This window comes from Nocardioides sp. Z43_10, from assembly GCF_059766615.1.
The window spans coordinates 458,990-476,575 of record NZ_JCBAJY010000002.1; the positions used below are offsets into that span (position 1 = coordinate 458,990).

Below are 17,586 nucleotides of genomic sequence, written 5' to 3' on the forward strand. Positions count from 1 at the left end.
TTTCAAGCGTCGAAACCGTTCAGTTGTCGAGCGTCGTCGACACTCACCGGGCACCTGCGCACCCAACGTCAACGCCGCCAACCGCGCGGCGGACGCGCGGCTGCAGGGTCGGGGCGTGGGCACCTGGTGGGCACCACTCCGATCAACCAGCGCCCCGCCGAGGTCGAGGACCGTGCGATGCCCGGGCACTGGGAGGGTGACCTGATCGTGGGTGCGCACAACGGCTCGGCGATCGGGACCCTGGTCGAGCGCTCGACGCGCTACGTGATGTTGGTCCACCTGCCTGGGCGTCGTACCGCCGAGGAGTTCTACCGTGCCCTGACTCCCACGACCGCCGCGCTTCCAGAGGAGCTACGCAGGTCGCTGACCTGGGACAACGGCAAAGAGATGGGGATGCACCACCGGATCGCCGTCGACGCTGGCATCGACATCTACTTCGCTGATCCCCACAGCCCTTGGCAGCGAGGCTCGGACGAGAACACCAACGGTCTGCTGCGCCAGTACTTCCCCAAGGGCACCAGCCTGCGCCGCTACACCCCCGAGGACCTTGCCGCTGTCGCCCGCGAACTCAACGGCCGACCCCGCAAGACCCTCGACTGGCGCACACCAGCCGAGGCCCTCAACGAGATACTGGGCAGACCGTACGAAACCCCGGTGTTGCACTAGGACCTGGAGACCGCCGGGGATTCTCAGCGAGCCACGCGCGGACGTTCTTGTGCTTGTGGGCGGCGTAGTTGTCCATCACCAGGTGCAGCTCGACCGGCACCCCATCCTCGTCAAGGACGTGGCGGTAGGTCCGCTCGATCTGCTTGAGGAAGGCGAAGAACTCCTGGTGGCGGTGTCGCGGCTTCAGCGCGGCGGTGACCTGCCCGGTGGCGATGTCCAGGGCGGCGAACAGGGTACTGCTGCCGTGACGATAGTAGTCGTGCGCCTGCGCTCGATTCGGCCCTCCTGCATGGGCAGGATCGGCACGGTCCGGTCCAGAGCTTGGATGTGGGACTTCTCATCGATGCACAGCACGATCGCGTTCTCCGGCGGGGCCAGGTAGAGCCCGCAGATGTCGGTGACCTCGCCGACCAGCTCGGGGTCGGTGGAGAACCGGAACGACTCGGCCTTCCACGGCTTGATCCCGTAAGACCGCCACGCTCGTGCGATCGAGGTGTTGGAGACCTTGAGCCGTTCGGCAGCAGTCGGGTCGACCAGTGCGTCACGCCGAGCTTCTTCGGCGGCGGCTTCAGCGTCTCGGCAACGATGGCGCGGTGATCCAGCTGGCGCGGCCGGCCCGGACGTGGCGCGTTCGCCAGACCCGCGATCCCGCGCTCCTCATAGCGCCCGCGCCAGTTCAGCACCGTGGTCACGGTCGCATCGGTCAGCTCCGCGATCCGCGTGTTGCGACGCCGTCACCGGCCAGCAGAACGATGCGTGCGCGTTTTGCTGCCGTCGCACCGACCCGGTTCGAGCGAGCCCAGCCTTCAAGCTCGGCACGGTCACCATCGCGAAGGACAAGGGCAGGAGCAGGGCGATTCGCCATGCCACGTGATTTCAGACCCCAACTATCTAGTTATTTACGACACGCGCCACTAGCGCACCGTCGAGAAAGGCGCACGCCGCGGAAAAGGATTCATCGACGCCACCGCGCCAGCCAAATCTAGCTTGTGGCAGGTATACCAGCGATACGCCCCTCCTCGCGGACTACATTCGCCGCAACTCCGGTTCACTAGGGCTCAAAAACCCGGAACGAGCGAGAAAAACACCCAAGGCGACCATTATCGGATAACGAACATCGTCAACAAAAGCATTCACGAAGAACGACCACGCGAGAGCCCCGAGCAACAAGCTGGCCAGCGGCACCAGGGTCGGGTCCTGGGCGGCCTTCCTCTGCGCAAGAACGGCACCGCCAGCAAGCATGCCCGGAATGAGCAGTAGACCGAGGTAACCGAAATCGAGATAGGCGTCGTACACCGCGGATGCGGTATTCGTATTGACGCGCTCACCGTGGAGAGTTACTCCCCTATAGTCCAAGGCGTGAGGTGCGACTGGTACAGGTATTCCCAAACGCGAGACAACCGCTGCCGCCCCAGTAAACGTATAACTTCCGTAACCGGGGTCCGGCGAAACACTGCCGGGCAGCAATGACGGTGGGGGCGCAAGATCCCCATCTCGAATGAGACGAGTATTTAATCCGGCTAACGACGAGTTGGAGTACTGAACTAGAGATTCATAGCCCGTACTATTCTGCGCCTGGCTCGCATTCCGCACCTGCAAAGGTATGAGCAAGGTGGCGACGCTCACAACAATTATAGCGACGCGCGGAACTACCTTCCGCATGGACCGCTTACCGGCCGCCCTCGGGGTCAGCATATAGGCGAAGCCAAAGAGCAGCATGCCGAGGACCAGAGAGGTTCGCTGAAGCGTCAGGAAAGACACCACTGCCACGAGCAGAATTGGGGCCATCACTGGACCCCACTTCCCATTTCGCGCAATAACCGCCCCCGTTATCAAGGAGAGGTGTCCCATAAACAACACGTACCCGAGCGCGCCGTCCAGGATATCGACCAGCCCGAAGCCCTGACTTCTACTTACCTCGCCAGCCATGTCCTGGAGTAGTTTATATTCGATTCCCGCATAGTTGTTAGACGATGCAGTGAAGATCTTTCGGAGCCCACCCACTTGGGCAATCAGGTCGCGATTCTGTAGGTATGTTCTAGCGACGAAGGCCCCAAGGAGGACGGTTAAGCCCCAGTGCGCCTTCGCGCTGACTAGGAAGGCGGACGGTCCATCGCCATCATTGTCCCGAGTTCCCGCCTTTCGGATCAACACAACGAGACACGATCCGAGAACGCCAGCTGCTACATACGTGCAGACCATCAATCCGGTTTGCCCCGACATCGCCGGCGACATGGCGCCACTTGGGGCAGCCATCAGGAGGACTGCAATCCACGGCACCGTTAGGGCGCTGACCGGATTTAGCCACGGCATTCCCCCCCGCAGCATAATCACCTGCCCCACAACCCCGAGGGCCATGAGTAGCAGCGCGAACCCCATTCATCCTCCACCATTTACTCGAGGAACCGGCGAGACCGCTCGGGCTCAATTGACAGGGCTATCCAATACTACGGGAGTTACCTTACGCTGCGTCCAGCGCGCGACGGCGAATCGGCGGCAATCGCCAATTAAACGGCGCGACCACAGAGCTTATTGGACTGATCCAGCGCCTTGGTTCTGCAAGCCATAGCACAGACGCAATGCGACGGTTTGGTTTGCAACGGTATTGTGCCGAAGAAACGTCGCCCAAGCCTTGCGATTCATTTCGCGGGCCTCGTCGTCACGAAGGACCGCAACCACCCGCGCCGCCAGTTCCTCTGGGGTCTCGGCAAGCGCCTCGGCGGGGGCGCCCTCCAGTGCGCCGATCCTGCGGCAAAGAATCGGCAAATCCAGCGCATTCGCTTCGAGAACTGCCATGGGGAATCCTTCCCACGCCGCTGTGTGTACGTAGACACTCGCGTTTGCCGCAGTCGCCAGTGCCGCCCCGCGATCAACCCAGCCGGTTACCTCGACCCCTGCAGCCTCAAGCTCTTGAATGAGTTCTGGGTCCCCACCGCCGACCCAAATGGATCTCACGTCCCCGGGCAACGCTTTGGCAACGGAAGAAAAATACGTGGGGTCCTTCTGTGCGCAGGCTCGACCGATCGTCACCACAGATCGCGTGCGCGAGTCTCGCGCGGCCGAATACTGATTTGAAGACAGTTCCACTACGTTCGGAACATGCTGAACGAATCTGCCCCCCAATCTATCTGCCAACTGAGCCTCGCGACCCGAACATGCAGCCACCGCATCGGTGCGACGAATTAATACCGATTCGACCATTCTGAGCAACAATCGACGCGCCGGCCCCACGTCACGTCGCTCGAACGCAAAGCAGTGAGGGGTGTATACAATTCGAGGACGACGGACAAAGAAGAAGGCAACTCGGACGACGACGCCAGCCAAGCTAGAGTGTGCGTGGATGACGTCTGGCGAAAGACGCCGACTCAAGGAACGAAGTTGCAAGAATGCCCGGACGGGGTCGCCGTACAACTCAGAAACCGACGCAAACAATACATCATCGACTGGCGAAGGCGCCGACTCCGGACGTACCCGCCGAAGAAGATGGTGCTCCGCCGAGGGCATCGCATGTATGTACTGTCGGAGCGCGGTGGCTGTGCCGGCACCGTCGCTTTCTGTTACATGAAGGATCCGCGTCACGAGACCGACCCCCGCGCTATCTTCCATGCCTCGGGCCGTTGAGACCTATCACGCGCGGCATCTGACGACCTCGTTCCAGGTCGAGGGGTTCGCGGCCGCACTCCTCCGCGACCACGCGGGGCCGCCATGAGAAGAACGTCGCAAGTCATCCTCAGTCCCGCATCAAGTTGCTCGCTGTGTCGCACTGTGCGTCGACGGCCGGTCAGGTCATACAGGGCGATCAACGGGGCTCCGTCGGTTCGGTCGGAAAGTAGTGCTGCAGCGGTGGACGGGAGCGTCGACGCCAATCATGTCGTATCGCTGCCGCGCCTCGGGATGACATTGAGTTCAACTTAGGTGCTCATCGTGCGCCCCCAGTCCCATACATCCTTCCACAGAAGACTGCGCAGCGCAGATCTTCTTCTATGTGCAGCCAGCCCGCCCACCCGCTAGGGTCAATGCCATTTCCCAAGGGTCTGAGGCATCGATGCCCCAGTGATGACGCTTTGTCACGCGCGAGAATAGCCACTCGCGTGGACGCTTGATCCTCACCCAGTACGCGAAAGTCACCGTTGGGGGCAGCGCGACCCGCTCTTACCATCGCCTGGGTGGCCCTTCCCGCGGGCCAAGTTCGGCATGGCGTGGCGTCCTGCTTCGCGGGGTTTGTGCCCAGTTCGAGCCTTAAAGGGCTCGTCGCAGTTGAGGGTGTAGGTCGGGCTGGCGCGTCGGTCCCGGGATAGGCGTCGAGGTCTCCCGAGGGTGAAGGCTCCTACACGCTCATCTCGAAAGACAGGACTGCTGCACGATCGGGTGACAGGTCAAGATGTCACCTACTCGGGCAGCAGTCACGACCTCGACGTGCCTGACGCTACCGTCGACGACCGCTCGAATGCGTTCGCCCACCCGACCTGTCCACCTTCTGCAGGCTTGACGAGCTCGGCCTCGTCGTCACCGGTCAGCGCCTCGAGCACGATCGCGCGGTCCCGGCCTGCCGGGTCGTCGAACCTGACCAGTGGTGTGACGTTGCGGCTGCGAAGGTAGCCCACGCGACACCGCCACCCGGACCTTGGCCCACGAACCACTCGGCTGGCGTCCGACCACCTTGGTCGTGAGCATCCGTCGCTATCGGTGCGTCGACTGTGGGCACGTGTGGCGCCAAGACACCACCCGGGCCGCCGAGCCACGAGCGACGCTGTCGCGTCGCGGGCTGCGGTGGGCACTCGAGGCGATCGTGGTGCAGCACCTCACCGTCGCCCGCGTCGCTGACGGGCTCGGGGTCGCCTGGCACACCGCGAACGACGCCGTCCTGGCCGAAGGTCGACGGGTGCTGATCGAGGATCCCGCTCGCTTCGATGGCGTCCGCCTGCTCGCCGTCGATGAGCACGTGTGGCGCCACACCAGGCGCGGCGACAAATACGTGACCGTGATCATCGATCTGACCCCAATCCGTGACGGCACCGGCCCGGCGCGGCTGTTGGAATGGTCGAGGGTCGCTCGAAGCAGGCGCTTAAGACCTGGCTCGCCGCACGGCCCCAGGCTTGGCGCGACGGTGTGGAGGTGGTCGCGATGGACGGGTTCACCGGCTTCAAGAGCGCCGCCACCGAGGAACTGCCCGACACGGTGACGGTGATGGATCCCTTCCACGTGGTGTGTCTGGCTGGCGATGCCCTGGACCGCTGCCGCAGGCGGGTCCAGCAGAACCTGCACGGCCACCGGGGCCGCAAGGACGATCCGCTGTACAAGGCGCGCCGCACCCTGCACACCGGCGCGACCCTCCTCACCGACAAGCAGCGCCACCGGTTGAGCGACCTGTTCGCCACCGACACCCACGTCGAGGTCGAGGCGACCTGGGGCATCTACCAGCGGATGATCGGCGCCTACCGCGAACCCGACCGCGTCCTGGGGCGCGGCCTCATGGAGCAGGTCATCGCCGCGGTCAGCACCGGGGTCCCGGCTGCGCTTGTCGAGCTCACCACGCTGGGTAATACGCTGACCAAGCGCGCCGTCGATGTGCTGGCCTACTTCGACCGACCCGGCACATCCAACGGACCCACTGAGGCGATCAACGGGCGCCTCGGGCACCTCCGCGGATCCGCACTCGGCTTCCGCAACCTGACCAACTACATCGCCAGGTCCCTACTCGAGACCGGAGGCTTCAAACCCCGACTCCTACACCCTCAAATGCGATGAGCCACTTTTCCCGGTTAGGGTCTGCCTGCGGTGAGCGCACTCACCGAGGGCAGAACCCAGTGGTCACGTTGTCGCGAAGGATCGCGCCGTGCATCGCGCGCACGCGAGCTCCAGCGGGGTCCAACCGGTAAGCGAGTCCACTAGACAATCTGCTCGAATGAGCACGACTCCACCGGCCCCTGCCCGCCCTCACGCAGGGCGAGCCGGGCTTCTTCGTGCATCGATGCGCTCACCGGTATGGAGCCCTGCGGCGACCCCTCGTCGACCTACCCGACGTTGGCGTCCAGGTCGAGGGCAACTAACTCCCAGGAGAACTACGCGCGTGGTCGCCGAGCGGTGAGGAGTGGTGGGCACAGGCGAGTTGGACCCCGGCCTGCTGCACAAGTAGGCCCAGCAGATCGTCAGGACGCTTCGTTCGCAGGCCGCACCCAGTCCCCTTGGACCGTGTTACCGGCCGAGTGTTCGAGCCAGTCCCACCTATCGACATGCGCCTTTCGCAAAGCAACCCCAGCAAGCGAAACTCTTCACAGATCAGGAGTCACCGATTTTCACGCTGCCGTCCCTCACTCTCTCGGAGGACAAGGGAGCGTAGCCGTAGCCGTAGCCGTAGCCGTAACCTCCGCGGCGTCCCGCTGGCACCATGTTCAAAACCAGGCCCAAGAGTCGTCCATCTACCTGCCCCAGACGGTCCAGCGCGCCGGTCAGTTGATCCTTGGTGGTCTTGCCGTGACGCAGTACAAGCAGCGCACCATCCGCCGAAGCGGCCAGGATCGCTGCGTCAGTAACGGGCAGCAGTGGAGGTGCGTCGATCAGAACAATGTCGTAATCCATGCGTAGCGTGGCAAGGAGTTCGCTCATCGCCTTTGATTGCAGGAGTTCGGCTGGGTTCGGAGGCACGGCTCCGCTCGCCAGCATGTGCAATCCAGACTCCTCGTGCACCTGCAGCGCATCGCTCAACGCGACCTTACCCACGAGCACCGTGGTGACACCGATGGCGTTGTCCAGTCCGAGGGCCGCTGCTGCCTTGGGCCGCCTGAGATCACACTCAACAAGGACAACCCGTTGACCCGCTTGAGCCAACGCGATGGCGAGGTTGACGGCGGTGGTCGTCTTACCCTCTGAGGGAAGCGCGGAGGTCACGACCACAACCTTGTCTGGTCGATCGATCTCCAAGAACTGCAAATTGGTGCGTAGAACACGAAATGACTCCACACGGGGGGCATGTGAATCCAACGCGGTAATGAGAGGCCGCGACCGGGTCGAGGAGTCATAGTCAATTGTCCCCATGAGCGGAGCATCGACAATTGCTCCAACATCCTCCGAGGACTTGATTGTAGTGTCCAGCAGGTCGCGCAGCAATGCGATTCCCAGGCCAAGCAGAAGGCCTAACGCCGCTCCCAGCACAAGATTTCTCGCGGGCTTGGGAGCTACCGGAGTTTCTGAGTAGGACGCTGGATCTACGATTGAGGCACGGATGGGAGGCTCTGCTCGCCCGACCGGCGTCTCGATTTCGCGAACCATCGCGACAAGTCCTTCAGCGACAGCTTCCGCCAATCGCTGAGCGTCCGTCGCATCTTCGTCAACCACAGTCAACTCTAGAATGACCGTCTCAGGGACGACCGAGGCAGATATCTGCGAGGTCAGTTCCTCGGGCGTGCTGGTCAACCCCAAGTCGTCAATGACTGATTGGGCCAACTCCCGGCTTGTGGCCAGATCCGCGTACGATGTCACTCTTTGCGCGGAGAAGAGCCCGCCTTGGTAAGCCTCAGCGGTATCGGCTTGCGACGTGGAAACGAACAACCGCGCGGACGAAGCGAACTGTGGAGTCGCGGTAAAGGTAAGGACTGCAGCGGCTCCAAGTACGACTGCGGTTGTCACTAGGATCAGAAGCCATCGGCGGCGGAGGGTCCGCAGATAGTCACGCAATTCCACTCTGAACTCTCCGATCGGCTGCAGACACTAAGGACGTCTGCGCATACTCTAGGGCTTCGGACCGCCTACCACTTCATTACGAGGTGTCTGCGTACACACCCCCCGTGACCCTATCCTCATTGCCGCCTGAGACGGGCCCACAGGTGAGGCTGCAAGGGTTGACCCACTGCAGCCATGTCATAGGCGTACAGCAGATCACCCTCGACGTTCCCATACAGGCGATGCCCGGCCGCAACCTCCTTGGCAGAGTTCGTGCGCATGACGGCGTCGGTGGCGATTTCCAGCTTTCCTTCGCCAGCCGTTCCGTACCAGACCTCGGCGAAGCCTGTGTGGTGAGCGAGCACAAGCTCCACCTTCCCCTCGGGCCGCGCCCGGAGAAAGCCGGTTTCGACGGCAGCTTCGCGGATCTTCTCCCCGTGCTCATCAACCATCCACGAGCGGGCCATGTAATGAAAGAACGGTCGGCCGTCGTGCGCGAAGATCAGTTCTTGGCCGAACTGGAACGGCTCGATCGTTGGGTAGTCGCCGTGACCATTGCCGCGCCAGGTGCCAAGCATCCACGCGACGGGTGCACAGTCAGGGTGCAAGTTGTCTGGCAGTTCGAAAGGCATGGATGCGAGTCTAGGCTGCCGGCCCACCGGTAGCTGGTCATCAGGGTGGCCTTCCTCAGCCCATGCGTGGGACTGGCCCCACAGACTCAGCAACTGCTGGGGACAGTGGTGATCTTGTCCCGAGGCACGATCCCAGGCGTCAAGGCCACCTCTGCGCCAGCCTCCTGTCCTTGCGCCGTGGTCATCTCCCAGGTCAGCTGGAGCTCCTCTAGGCTCGATAGCAGGGCGACGAACCGGATGGCGGGTCGGCCATCCATGTTGACCACTCGGGCCCCTAGCTCCTCTCCTTCCAGCATCGCTTGGTCGATCGAGCCGCCGTAGGGACCAAAAATGCGCACCTGGACGAGTTGACTGCCTGCATCCGTGCCGTGCACCCCCCCGCCCGTCAGGTAATCGGGCAGGTCCCGAGCCTCGTTGGCGGCAATGGCCGATCCGAGGCGCAGAGACGCCGAGAGCGCCTGACGACCATGGTGACAGGCGACCGACCGGACACGCGCGTTCGAACGCAGGTAGTAGGACATCTTGGAACCCGTGGAGTCGTTCAACGAAATATCGACGTGCGGGACGGATCCGTCATCACCACTCAGACCACCCAACACTACGGAATCGCCCAGCGCCGCCCTTTCTGACTCTATGAACGGTGCGATCAGGAGACGACCCTCCATCGCAGAGCGTTGGAGGCCCCTCACGAATTCTAATGGGGACTGCAATTCGCTCGTAGCGGCATCAAAGACAGCCCGGGCAACATGAGCAAAAAGCCGATCCTGGTCTGCGGGATCCATCGTGAGGTACGGCTCGTTGAGAAGCCCTTGGACAAGGTTCTCACTAGTGAACGTCTTCTCGCCGACGGCTACCGGCCCCGTTCCCTTCAACAAGTACGAGAGCGCCACTGGATCCAGAGCGATCACCCCGTCCAACTCCTCCCGGTAGATCTCCTCCCAACGCGCAGCCATCAGCTCCGCTGCTCGAGGAAAATCCGGGGTGAAGTTAGCGTCGACGAAATACGTGCCCAGTTGCTCACCGTAGAAGTAGCGTTCAGCATCGCTGAGGGGCAGAACTGCTTCCTCCCGCTCTCCGAAGTCGCCGCCGGATCCCTGCCGTACCATCGCGAGCCGTCCGTCGTGGACCATCACTTCCGCGAAGGCACCGGGCAGACCACCGGTGGCTCGGATCTCCGCATTGTTCTGAAAGACGAGCAGGTAACGCCTCTTTTCAGTTCCACCCGCCATGGTGGGCAACAGGTCGACAGCACTCCTCGCCGAGCCGAGACCTTCCCGTAGGGATTCAATCCGTTCGACATAGTCGTCAAAACGTCCCTGGAGCCGGCCGACATAGCCGGAACTGTCCAGGCCAACGACCTGCTCGGCGGCCACCTCGGCGGTCCGATGGCTCTGCGCCAGCGGCTTTGCAAGATCCGAGACGGCGCCGAGATCGATTCGCCCATCGACGATAAGGGTATCGACGCTTCCCGAACTGGCCAACAGTGGGTCAACTGCGCCGGAGGCCAGTAAATCGAGTGATCGGCTAACCGCGCGGACACCCCCGATGTCGTCGCCTAGCACAGGCACGCGGCTTAGCGCCTGCCACCAAGCGCCGTCCGTACCGCGCCTGGCCTCCGATGCCGCGTCGCGCAGGCGACGCGCTTCTTCCCGTGCCCGGGCCTGATCGCCGCTGCTGACGGCCACCTGGAGGCGCGAAACGGCGATTTCTGCCCTGCGAAGGTGGTGTTCGACAGTCCGGGCAGACCAAGCGGTGTAGGCAATAACGCCCAGAAGTAAGACCACAGGTACGAGTTGGATAGTCCGTCGTCGCGTGAACACGGCGTCATCCTTTCAGACATAGAATACCCCCGTCCGGGCATCCCGGACGGGGGTATTCTGAGGTAAAGCTAGATCAGCGGCGCTGCTTCACCGTCGTCTGGAAGACGTTGGTGCTCGGCGCGTAGACCGAGTTGTTACCGGGGACGAACGTCACGGTGACGACGTAGCGACCGGGCTTCTTCACGCTCGGCACCACGATGTTGCGCGGGTTGCCGGAGTAGGCGCGCTGGACCGAGTAACTGAACCGGCCGTCGCGACGCACGAAGGTGATCAGCACCTTGCCGCGCGCCTTGCCCGCCGCTCCCTCGACCGGGGCGATGTTCACCTTGATGCGGGGCTTGCCGGCCTTGTTGGGCTTGAGCGGCTTGCTCTTAACCTCGGTCGGCGTCGTGCCCGGGTACGGCGCGGCGGACGCCGGGGCGCCGGAGAGGCTCACGAGCCCCAGGGTCATCAGAAAAGCCGAGATAATCCCAGCCATGAGCTTCTTCATCGTGTCTCCCCATGTGGCCCAGGCGGGCCGATATACGTCAAGTCGAAGCCTCACCATAGGGGTAAACCACCCAATGCGCACGTCAGGGCCCCGGTCGTGGACTAGTCGTCACATGAAATTCATCTCCACGTCATCGACGATTCGCGTCCGACACAGTGCCCACCAGCGATCGGAGACCGAGCAATTCCCGCGCTTCGCCACCTGACATCGGAACCCGTTGTGCCAGCGCGCCCATCGCGACCGCCCGCTCCACCAGCTCCCGGTTGGCGCTCACCGGCACTCCGCGCGACAGGGTGAGCACGTCCTCCATGCCGACCCGCAGGTGCCCCCCTTTGGCCAGCGCGGCCAGCGCTACCGGCACGGTGGAGCGACCGACCCCGGTTGCCGACCAGCTGGTCACCTCCGGGGGCAGCGCCGCCACGGCAGCGACGAGGGCGTCGGCGGTGCCGGGCATCGCGCCGGGGACTCCCATCACCAGGTCGCAGTGCACCTTGCCGCCATAGGGCAGCCCATAGCGATCCAGCAGTCGGGACAGCGCATGCACGTGGCCGAGGTCGAAGAGCTCGAATTCCGGCACCACCTGCCGCTCCTGGCTGAGCTGGTAGAGCTCGCAGATGAACGGCCACGGGTTGGCGAACACGTCATCGCCGAAGTTCGTCGTGCCCATCGTCAGGCTGCACGAGTCGGGCTTGGCATCCAGAACCTTCAGCCGCGCCTCGAGCGGATCGTGCACCGAGCCGCCGGTGGAGAGCTGGACCACCATGGTGGTCGCCTCACGCAGCGCGGCCAAGGTGTCGTGGAGACGCCCCGGGTCCAGCGTCGGGCGGTGCTCGTCGTCGCGAATGTGCACGTGGACCATTCCCGCCCCGGCGGCCTCGCACTCGCGCGCCGTGGCGACGAGCTCCTCGAGGGTGGTCGGGAGCTGGGGGCAGTCGGCCTTGCTGGTCTCGGCGCCGGTGGGCGCGACGGTGATCAGCAGCCGATCGTCGGGGACGGCGACCATGGCGACATCGTGGCAGACTCCGCTGAGCCCGTCGACCGGACATGCAGGAGGACTTACGTCGTGAAGGCGGTTGTTCAGCGAGTCCTGACGGCCAGCGTGGTTGTCGACGAAAAGGTTGTTGGCCGCCTAGCCCGCCCGGGCCTCCTCGCCTACGTCGGTATCACCCACGACGACGGCTCGGCCGACATCGCCTGGATGGCGCGCAAGCTGTGGGAGCTGCGCCTGCTCGACGACGAGCGGTCGGCCTCCGAGATCGACGCGCCGATCCTGGTGGTCAGTCAATTCACCTTGTACGGCGACGTGCGCAAGGGGCGTCGCCCCACCTGGCAGGCGGCCGCCCCTCGCGAGGTCAGCAAGCCGACGTATGACGCGCTATGTGCTGAGCTCGTGCGCCTGGGCGCCCAGGTCGAGCGCGGCGTCTTCGGGGCGGACATGCGCGTGGAGTCCGTGAACGACGGCCCCTTCACGGTGATCCTCGAGAGCCCGCGTCCGGGCTGAACGATTCTCAGCCGGTGTACGTCAGGGCCCGGTAGACGAGGTAAGCGGTCACCAGCAACACCAGCGTCAAGGTGATCCATTGGGCGATTCTCTTCCGGCGGCGCTGGACCACCGGATGGACGCTCCTGCGCCGCCGACTGCGTGTACCTTCCATCGCACGTCTCCCCCGTGAGTGACAAATGCCGCCGGGAAACACAATGCGGGACGCCGGGACCTTCACGCCTCCTTGACGGAGTAAAGGTTTTCCGACGTCCCGCAATTATCGTGCGCCTGAAACTGACGGTCAGAGGGTGACCGTCACCTCGGCGATGCTGCCGATCTGCGCACGCACCTTCCGGTCGACGGTCTCGGCCTTGGGCGCCAGCGTGCGCAGCGTCCACTCCCCGTCCTTGGCGAAGAAGCGGAAGTGGCCGGTCGCCGAGGTAGGGACCTCGGCGGTGAACTCACCGGTCCGGTCCAGCAGGCGCACGTAGGCGTTGCCGACCGGCTCGCCGGCGCGCAGGACCTGGCCCTGGATCACCGCCTCCTTGGCGACGTTGACGCCGTCGAGCGACAGACCGCCCTCGGTGGCTCCGCACATCTCAGGCCACCCCGGCGTCGTCGCCGAGGACCACGGGGACGCCGATCAGCGAGCCGTACTCGGTCCACGAGCCGTCGTAGTTCTTGGTGGACTTGTCGCCGAGCAGCTCGTGCAGCACGAACCAGGTGTGGCTGGAACGCTCGCCGATGCGGCAGTAGGCGATCGTCTCCTTGTCCCAGTCCACGCCGGCGTCGGTGTAGAGCTTGCGCAGTTCGTCGTCGGACTTGAAGGTGCCGTCGTCGTTGGCTGCCTTGCTCCACGGGACGTTGGCCGCGGTCGGGATGTGCCCGGCACGCTGGGCCTGCTCCTGCGGGAGGTGGGCCGGCGCCAGCAGGCGACCGGCGTACTCGTCGGGGCTGCGGACGTCGACCAGGTTCTTCACGCCGATCGCCTCGACGACCTCGTCGCGGAACGCGCGGATGGAGGTGTCCTGCTCCTGCGCGGTGTAGGTGGTGGCCTCACGCGTGGGGATGGCGTCGACCAGCTCGCGGCTGTCGAGCTCCCACTTCTTGCGCCCGCCGTCGAGCAGCCGGACGTCCTGGTGGCCGTAGAGCTTGAAGTACCAGTAGGCGTAGGCCGCGAACCAGTTGTTGTTGCCGCCGTAGAGCACGACGGTGTGGTCGTTGCTCACGCCGTTCTTGCTCAGCAGGGCCTCGAACTGCTGCTTGTTGACGGCGTCACGACGCACCTGGTCCTGCAGGTCGGTGGTCCAGTCGAACTTGATCGCGCCACGGATGTGGCCCTTGTCGTAGGAGGTGGTGTCCTCGTCGACCTCGATCAGGACGACGTCGGGGTTGTCGAGGTTGTCCTCGACCCACTGGGCGGTGACGAGAGCGGTCTCGCGGCTCATGGGAATGCCTTTCGATTGATGACGACTGGGGTGGGGCGAAGGTCAGTGGATGGAGGACTCGAGGAAGAGCTGGCGGGCGGTCGCGGTGCGCGTAAGGGCCCGACGCACCAGCAGGTAGAGCTCGCAGCCGAGGCAGAACGCGAAGACCGCGTTGAGCAGGGCCGCGACCAGCGCGAACCCGGTGGCGACCGCGCCGAGCAGCTCGAGACCGCCGAGGTAGCCGACCAACGCGATCAGCGCGAAGGTGAGGCCCACCGCCTGGGCGAAGCGCGGCGGCGCGGCGTCCTCGAGCTCGCTCGGGGCGCTCAGCCGGGGCCGGATCAGAGTGCGGAACAGCCAGGACTGCGGCGTGCGCTGCACCCCCAGGCCCACACCGACCGCAAAGAGGGCCGCCTGGGCGGCGAGCAGCCCGATCCCGAGGGGGCCCGGCGCCGTCAACAGGACGACGGCCAGGACGACCGCGGTGACGGCGGCGCTGAACTGGGGACCACGAGGGTCGATCTGCGAGCTCACGGCTACTCCTGGGAGATGTCTCGATGTCCGGGGGGCCACACGGGCACAGCATCGGGACGCCGCGACGCTCCAGACAGGCGTCAGCCTGCGGTCACGCGCATAGGGAGAGACGTCCCGTCAGGACATTCGACACAGCGACGAGCGCACGAGGCAGTGATCCACTGCGCGGCGCTTGGTCAGCATGGTCGAGGACATGCTGAGAACAGTAGGCCGTCCCGGCGACACCCGGAAACGCGGGTCTCACGATGCGGTCATGCCGTCCACGTTTCGAGACGCGAAGCCTGCGGGTCACTCGGCCATCGGGGTCCGCAGACCGTGCGCGCGAGCCACGTCGTGCGCCTCGGGATAGCCTGCGTCCACGTGGCGCAACACCCCCGAAGCGGGGTCGTTGGCCAGCACTCGGGCGAGCTTCTGCGCGGCCAGCGGCGTCCCGTCCGCGACGCTGACCTGGCCGGCGTGGATCGAGCGGCCGATGCCGACGCCGCCGCCGTGGTGGATCGAGACCCAGGTGGCCCCCGAGGCGGTGTTGAGCATCGCGTTGAGCAGCGGCCAATCGGCGATCGCGTCGGAGCCGTCCCGCATCGACTCGGTCTCCCGGTACGGCGAGGCCACCGACCCGGAGTCGAGGTGGTCGCGCCCGATCACGACGGGCGCGGAGAGCTCGCCCGAGGCGACCATCTCGTTGAACCGCAGCCCGGCCCGGTCGCGCTCGCCGTGTCCCAGCCAGCAGATCCGCGCGGGCAGCCCCTGGAAGGCGACCCGCTCGCGCGCGCCGCGGATCCACTTCTGTAGCCGGTCGTCGTCGCCGAAGAGGTCCAGCACGGCGCGGTCGGTGGCGTGAATGTCGGCTGGGTCGCCCGACAACGCAGCCCAGCGGAATGGGCCCCGGCCCGCGCAGAACAGCGGCCGAATGTAGGCCGGCACGAAGCCGGGGAAGTCGAAGGCCCGCTCGAAGCCGCCGAGCTGCGCCTCGCTGCGCAGCGAGTTGCCGTAGTCGAAGACCTCGGCGCCCGCGTCCAGGAAGCCCACCATCGCCTCGACGTGACAGGCCATCGCCTGCCGGGCGCGGAGGGTGAAGTCGGCCGGGTCCGCGGCGGCGCGCTGGCTCCAGTCCTCGAGGCCGACGCCGAGCGGCAGGTAGGACAGCGGGTCGTGCGCGGAGGTCTGGTCGGTGACGACGTCGACCTCCACCCCGCGGCGCAGCAGCTCGGGGAAGACCTCCGCGCAGTTGCCGACCAGACCGATGGAGTGCGCCCGGTGCTCCCGCTTGGCGGCCAGCGCCTTCCTCACGGCGTCGTCGAGGTCGTCGGCGACCTCGTCGAGGTAGCGGTCGCGGACCCGGCGCGCGAGCCGGGCCGGGTCCACGTCGACGACGAGGCAGACGCCGTCGTTCATGGTGACCGCGAGCGGTTGCGCGCCGCCCATCCCGCCGCAGCCGCCGGTCAGCGTGAGGGTGCCGGCCAGAGTCCCCCCGAAGCGCTTGTCGGCCACGGCGGCGAAGGTCTCGTAGGTGCCCTGCACGATCCCCTGGGTGCCGATGTAGATCCACGACCCGGCGGTCATCTGGCCGTACATGGTCAGGCCGAGCTGCTCGAGGCGACGGAACTCCGGCCAGGTGGCCCAGTCGCCGACCAGGTTGGAGTTGGCGAGGATCACCCGCGGCGCCCACTCGTGGGTGCGCAGCACGCCGACCGGGCGGCCCGACTGCACGAGCATCGTCTCGTCGCCCTCGAGGGTGGTGAGGGTGCGGACCAGCGCGTCGAAGCTGGCCCAGTCGCGGGCGGCGCGGCCGGTCCCGCCGTACACGACCAGGTCGTCGGGGCGCTCGGCCACCTCGGGGTCGAGGTTGTTCATCAGCATCCGCAACGGTGCCTCGGTCTGCCAGCTCCGGGCGGTCAGGGTGGTGCCGCGTGGGGCGCGGACCGGACGGGACCCCTGCATCGCGGCCTCCTCGTGGCCGCCACGGCGGTCGCGGGCGCCCGGCCCCATCTCACTCCCCTGACGCGGTTGCGCGCCAGAGGCGATGCGGGGTCAGTCCTGGTTGAGCGTGTTGGCCAGCGTGGACAGCACCGCGTCCTTGCGCGGCGCGCCGGCGGCGCGGGTGATCTCCTGGCCGTGCTCATCGAGGATCAGCGTCGTCGGTGTGCGCAGGATGCCGAGCCGGCGGACCAGGTCGAGATGATGCTCGGCGTCGACCTCGACGTGCGTCACGCCCGGGACGAGCTCGGCCACCTCGGCGAGCGTGCGGCGGGTGACCCGGCACGGGGCGCAGAACGCCGAGGAGAACTGCAGCAGCGTGGCGCGCTCTCCGAGTTCGTGGGCGATGTCGGTGTGGGCGAGGACGTTGAGGTCCTGCTGCTCGGCGGGCGTGGGGGTCTCCTCGGTGGTCTCGACCGACGGCTGATCCTCGGTTACCCGGACGCGGTGGGTGCCACGGAAGCGCCCATCGGTAGCCGCGCGGTAGAGGCCGAAGCCGACAGCCAGGATGACCGCGGCGATGAGGACCCAGGCTCCGGTGTTCACATCCCTTGACCAACGCGGCCATCTGCCATGGCATTCCCATCAGGGCTTACAACTCGGTCAGCCCCCGCTCCATCTGCTGACCTACTCCCCCAGCCCCGCCCGCAGCCGCCGTACCTCGTCCTCCAGCGCCAGCACCCGGGCGATGCCGGCGAGGTTCAGGCCCTCGTCGAGCAGTTCGCGGATCCGCTGCAGCCGCCGTACGTCGGCGCGACTGTAGAGGCGGGTGCCGCCCGGCGTGCGGGCCGGCTCGAGGAGACCGCGGCGCTCGTAGACGCGCAGGTTCTGCACCTGCATCGAGACCATCTCGGCCGCGACCGAGATCGCGAAGACTCCACGCGTCTCCTCCGGCATC

15 protein-coding genes and 3 pseudogenes are annotated in these 17,586 nt (G+C 65.5%); 3 read left to right on the forward strand and 15 right to left on the reverse strand.

The genetic code is table 11. The features are described 5' to 3' along the window. Window positions 1-42 precede the first annotated feature (42 nt). Window positions 43-666: pseudogene (locus tag AC6EI4_RS05460) on the forward strand (IS30 family transposase); the annotation flags it as partial. Here the strand turns inward: AC6EI4_RS05460 and AC6EI4_RS05465 are convergent. The 4 genes and pseudogenes from AC6EI4_RS05465 to AC6EI4_RS05480 form a co-directional block, all read right to left on the reverse strand. Further along, window positions 620-898, reverse strand: coding sequence for a hypothetical protein (locus AC6EI4_RS05465; protein WP_498450895.1), 279 nt, complete (start codon window positions 896-898; stop codon window positions 620-622). The pseudogene AC6EI4_RS05460 and the gene AC6EI4_RS05465 overlap by 47 nt on opposite strands. Window positions 899-1,244: 346 nt before the next feature. After that, window positions 1,245-1,358: pseudogene (locus AC6EI4_RS05470) on the reverse strand (helix-turn-helix domain-containing protein); the annotation flags it as partial. A 334-nt stretch (window positions 1,359-1,692) separates the two neighbouring features. Continuing rightward, the gene (locus AC6EI4_RS05475; RefSeq protein WP_498450817.1) at window positions 1,693-3,045 is read right to left on the reverse strand and encodes an O-antigen polymerase; all 1,353 of its coding nucleotides are present in this window, start codon (window positions 3,043-3,045) and stop codon (window positions 1,693-1,695) included. 150 nt (window positions 3,046-3,195) lie between these two features. Then, a complete protein-coding gene (locus AC6EI4_RS05480) occupies window positions 3,196-4,272 on the reverse strand; it encodes a glycosyltransferase family 4 protein (RefSeq protein WP_498450818.1) in 1,077 nt (358 codons plus the stop codon). Window positions 4,273-5,082: 810 nt separating this feature from the next. On the opposite strand from AC6EI4_RS05480, the pseudogene AC6EI4_RS05485 reads away from it, so the two are divergent. Continuing rightward, window positions 5,083-6,414 (forward strand): annotated as a pseudogene (locus AC6EI4_RS05485) (ISL3 family transposase). 531 nt (window positions 6,415-6,945) lie between these two features. Here AC6EI4_RS05485 and AC6EI4_RS05490 read toward each other — a convergent pair. The 5 genes from AC6EI4_RS05490 to AC6EI4_RS05510 all read right to left on the reverse strand — a co-directional run bounded on the left by AC6EI4_RS05490 (window position 6,946) and on the right by AC6EI4_RS05510 (window position 12,270). Continuing rightward, on the reverse strand, window positions 6,946-8,346 hold the full coding sequence (locus AC6EI4_RS05490; RefSeq protein ID WP_498450819.1) for a tyrosine-protein kinase domain-containing protein: 1,401 nt from the start codon (window positions 8,344-8,346) through the stop codon (window positions 6,946-6,948). A 116-nt stretch (window positions 8,347-8,462) separates the two neighbouring features. Beyond that, window positions 8,463-8,957 (reverse strand): heme-binding beta-barrel domain-containing protein, encoded by a 495-nt coding sequence (locus AC6EI4_RS05495; protein ID WP_498450820.1) that lies wholly within the window; start codon window positions 8,955-8,957, stop codon window positions 8,463-8,465. 86 nt (window positions 8,958-9,043) lie between these two features. After that, a complete protein-coding gene (locus AC6EI4_RS05500) occupies window positions 9,044-10,777 on the reverse strand; it encodes a DUF4012 domain-containing protein (protein WP_498450821.1) in 1,734 nt (577 codons plus the stop codon). Between the two features lie 73 nt (window positions 10,778-10,850). Continuing rightward, window positions 10,851-11,228: a hypothetical protein gene (locus AC6EI4_RS05505; RefSeq protein WP_498450822.1), complete on the reverse strand. Its 378-nt coding sequence runs from the start codon at window positions 11,226-11,228 to the stop codon at window positions 10,851-10,853. A 169-nt stretch (window positions 11,229-11,397) separates the two neighbouring features. Then, a complete protein-coding gene (locus AC6EI4_RS05510) occupies window positions 11,398-12,270 on the reverse strand; it encodes a beta-keto acid cleavage family enzyme (protein WP_498450823.1) in 873 nt (290 codons plus the stop codon). Between the two features lie 60 nt (window positions 12,271-12,330). On the opposite strand from AC6EI4_RS05510, the gene dtd reads away from it, so the two are divergent. Then, window positions 12,331-12,768 carry a D-aminoacyl-tRNA deacylase gene (gene dtd, locus AC6EI4_RS05515; RefSeq protein WP_498450896.1) on the forward strand — a complete coding sequence of 146 codons (438 nt, stop codon included), beginning with the start codon at window positions 12,331-12,333 and terminating at the stop codon, window positions 12,766-12,768. Window positions 12,769-13,051: 283 nt separating this feature from the next. Here the strand turns inward: dtd and AC6EI4_RS05520 are convergent, their stop codons facing one another. The 6 genes from AC6EI4_RS05520 to AC6EI4_RS05545 form a co-directional block, all read right to left on the reverse strand. Continuing rightward, window positions 13,052-13,348: a DUF1416 domain-containing protein gene (locus AC6EI4_RS05520; RefSeq protein WP_498450824.1), complete on the reverse strand. Its 297-nt coding sequence runs from the start codon at window positions 13,346-13,348 to the stop codon at window positions 13,052-13,054. Window position 13,349: 1 nt separating this feature from the next. Next, window positions 13,350-14,198 carry a sulfurtransferase gene (locus tag AC6EI4_RS05525; RefSeq protein WP_498450825.1) on the reverse strand — a complete coding sequence of 283 codons (849 nt, stop codon included), beginning with the start codon at window positions 14,196-14,198 and terminating at the stop codon, window positions 13,350-13,352. A gap of 42 nt (window positions 14,199-14,240) precedes the next feature. Next, window positions 14,241-14,711 carry a DUF4395 domain-containing protein gene (locus AC6EI4_RS05530; protein WP_498450826.1) on the reverse strand — a complete coding sequence of 157 codons (471 nt, stop codon included), beginning with the start codon at window positions 14,709-14,711 and terminating at the stop codon, window positions 14,241-14,243. Window positions 14,712-14,999: 288 nt separating this feature from the next. Next, window positions 15,000-16,652: a urocanate hydratase gene (gene hutU / locus AC6EI4_RS05535; protein WP_498450827.1), complete on the reverse strand. Its 1,653-nt coding sequence runs from the start codon at window positions 16,650-16,652 to the stop codon at window positions 15,000-15,002. 90 nt (window positions 16,653-16,742) lie between these two features. Continuing rightward, complete coding sequence (locus AC6EI4_RS05540) at window positions 16,743-17,234, reverse strand: thioredoxin family protein (protein WP_498450828.1); 492 nt, start codon at window positions 17,232-17,234, stop codon at window positions 16,743-16,745. An 81-nt stretch (window positions 17,235-17,315) separates the two neighbouring features. After that, window positions 17,316-17,585: a MerR family transcriptional regulator gene (locus AC6EI4_RS05545; RefSeq protein WP_498450829.1), complete on the reverse strand. Its 270-nt coding sequence runs from the start codon at window positions 17,583-17,585 to the stop codon at window positions 17,316-17,318. Window position 17,586 lies beyond the last annotated feature (1 nt).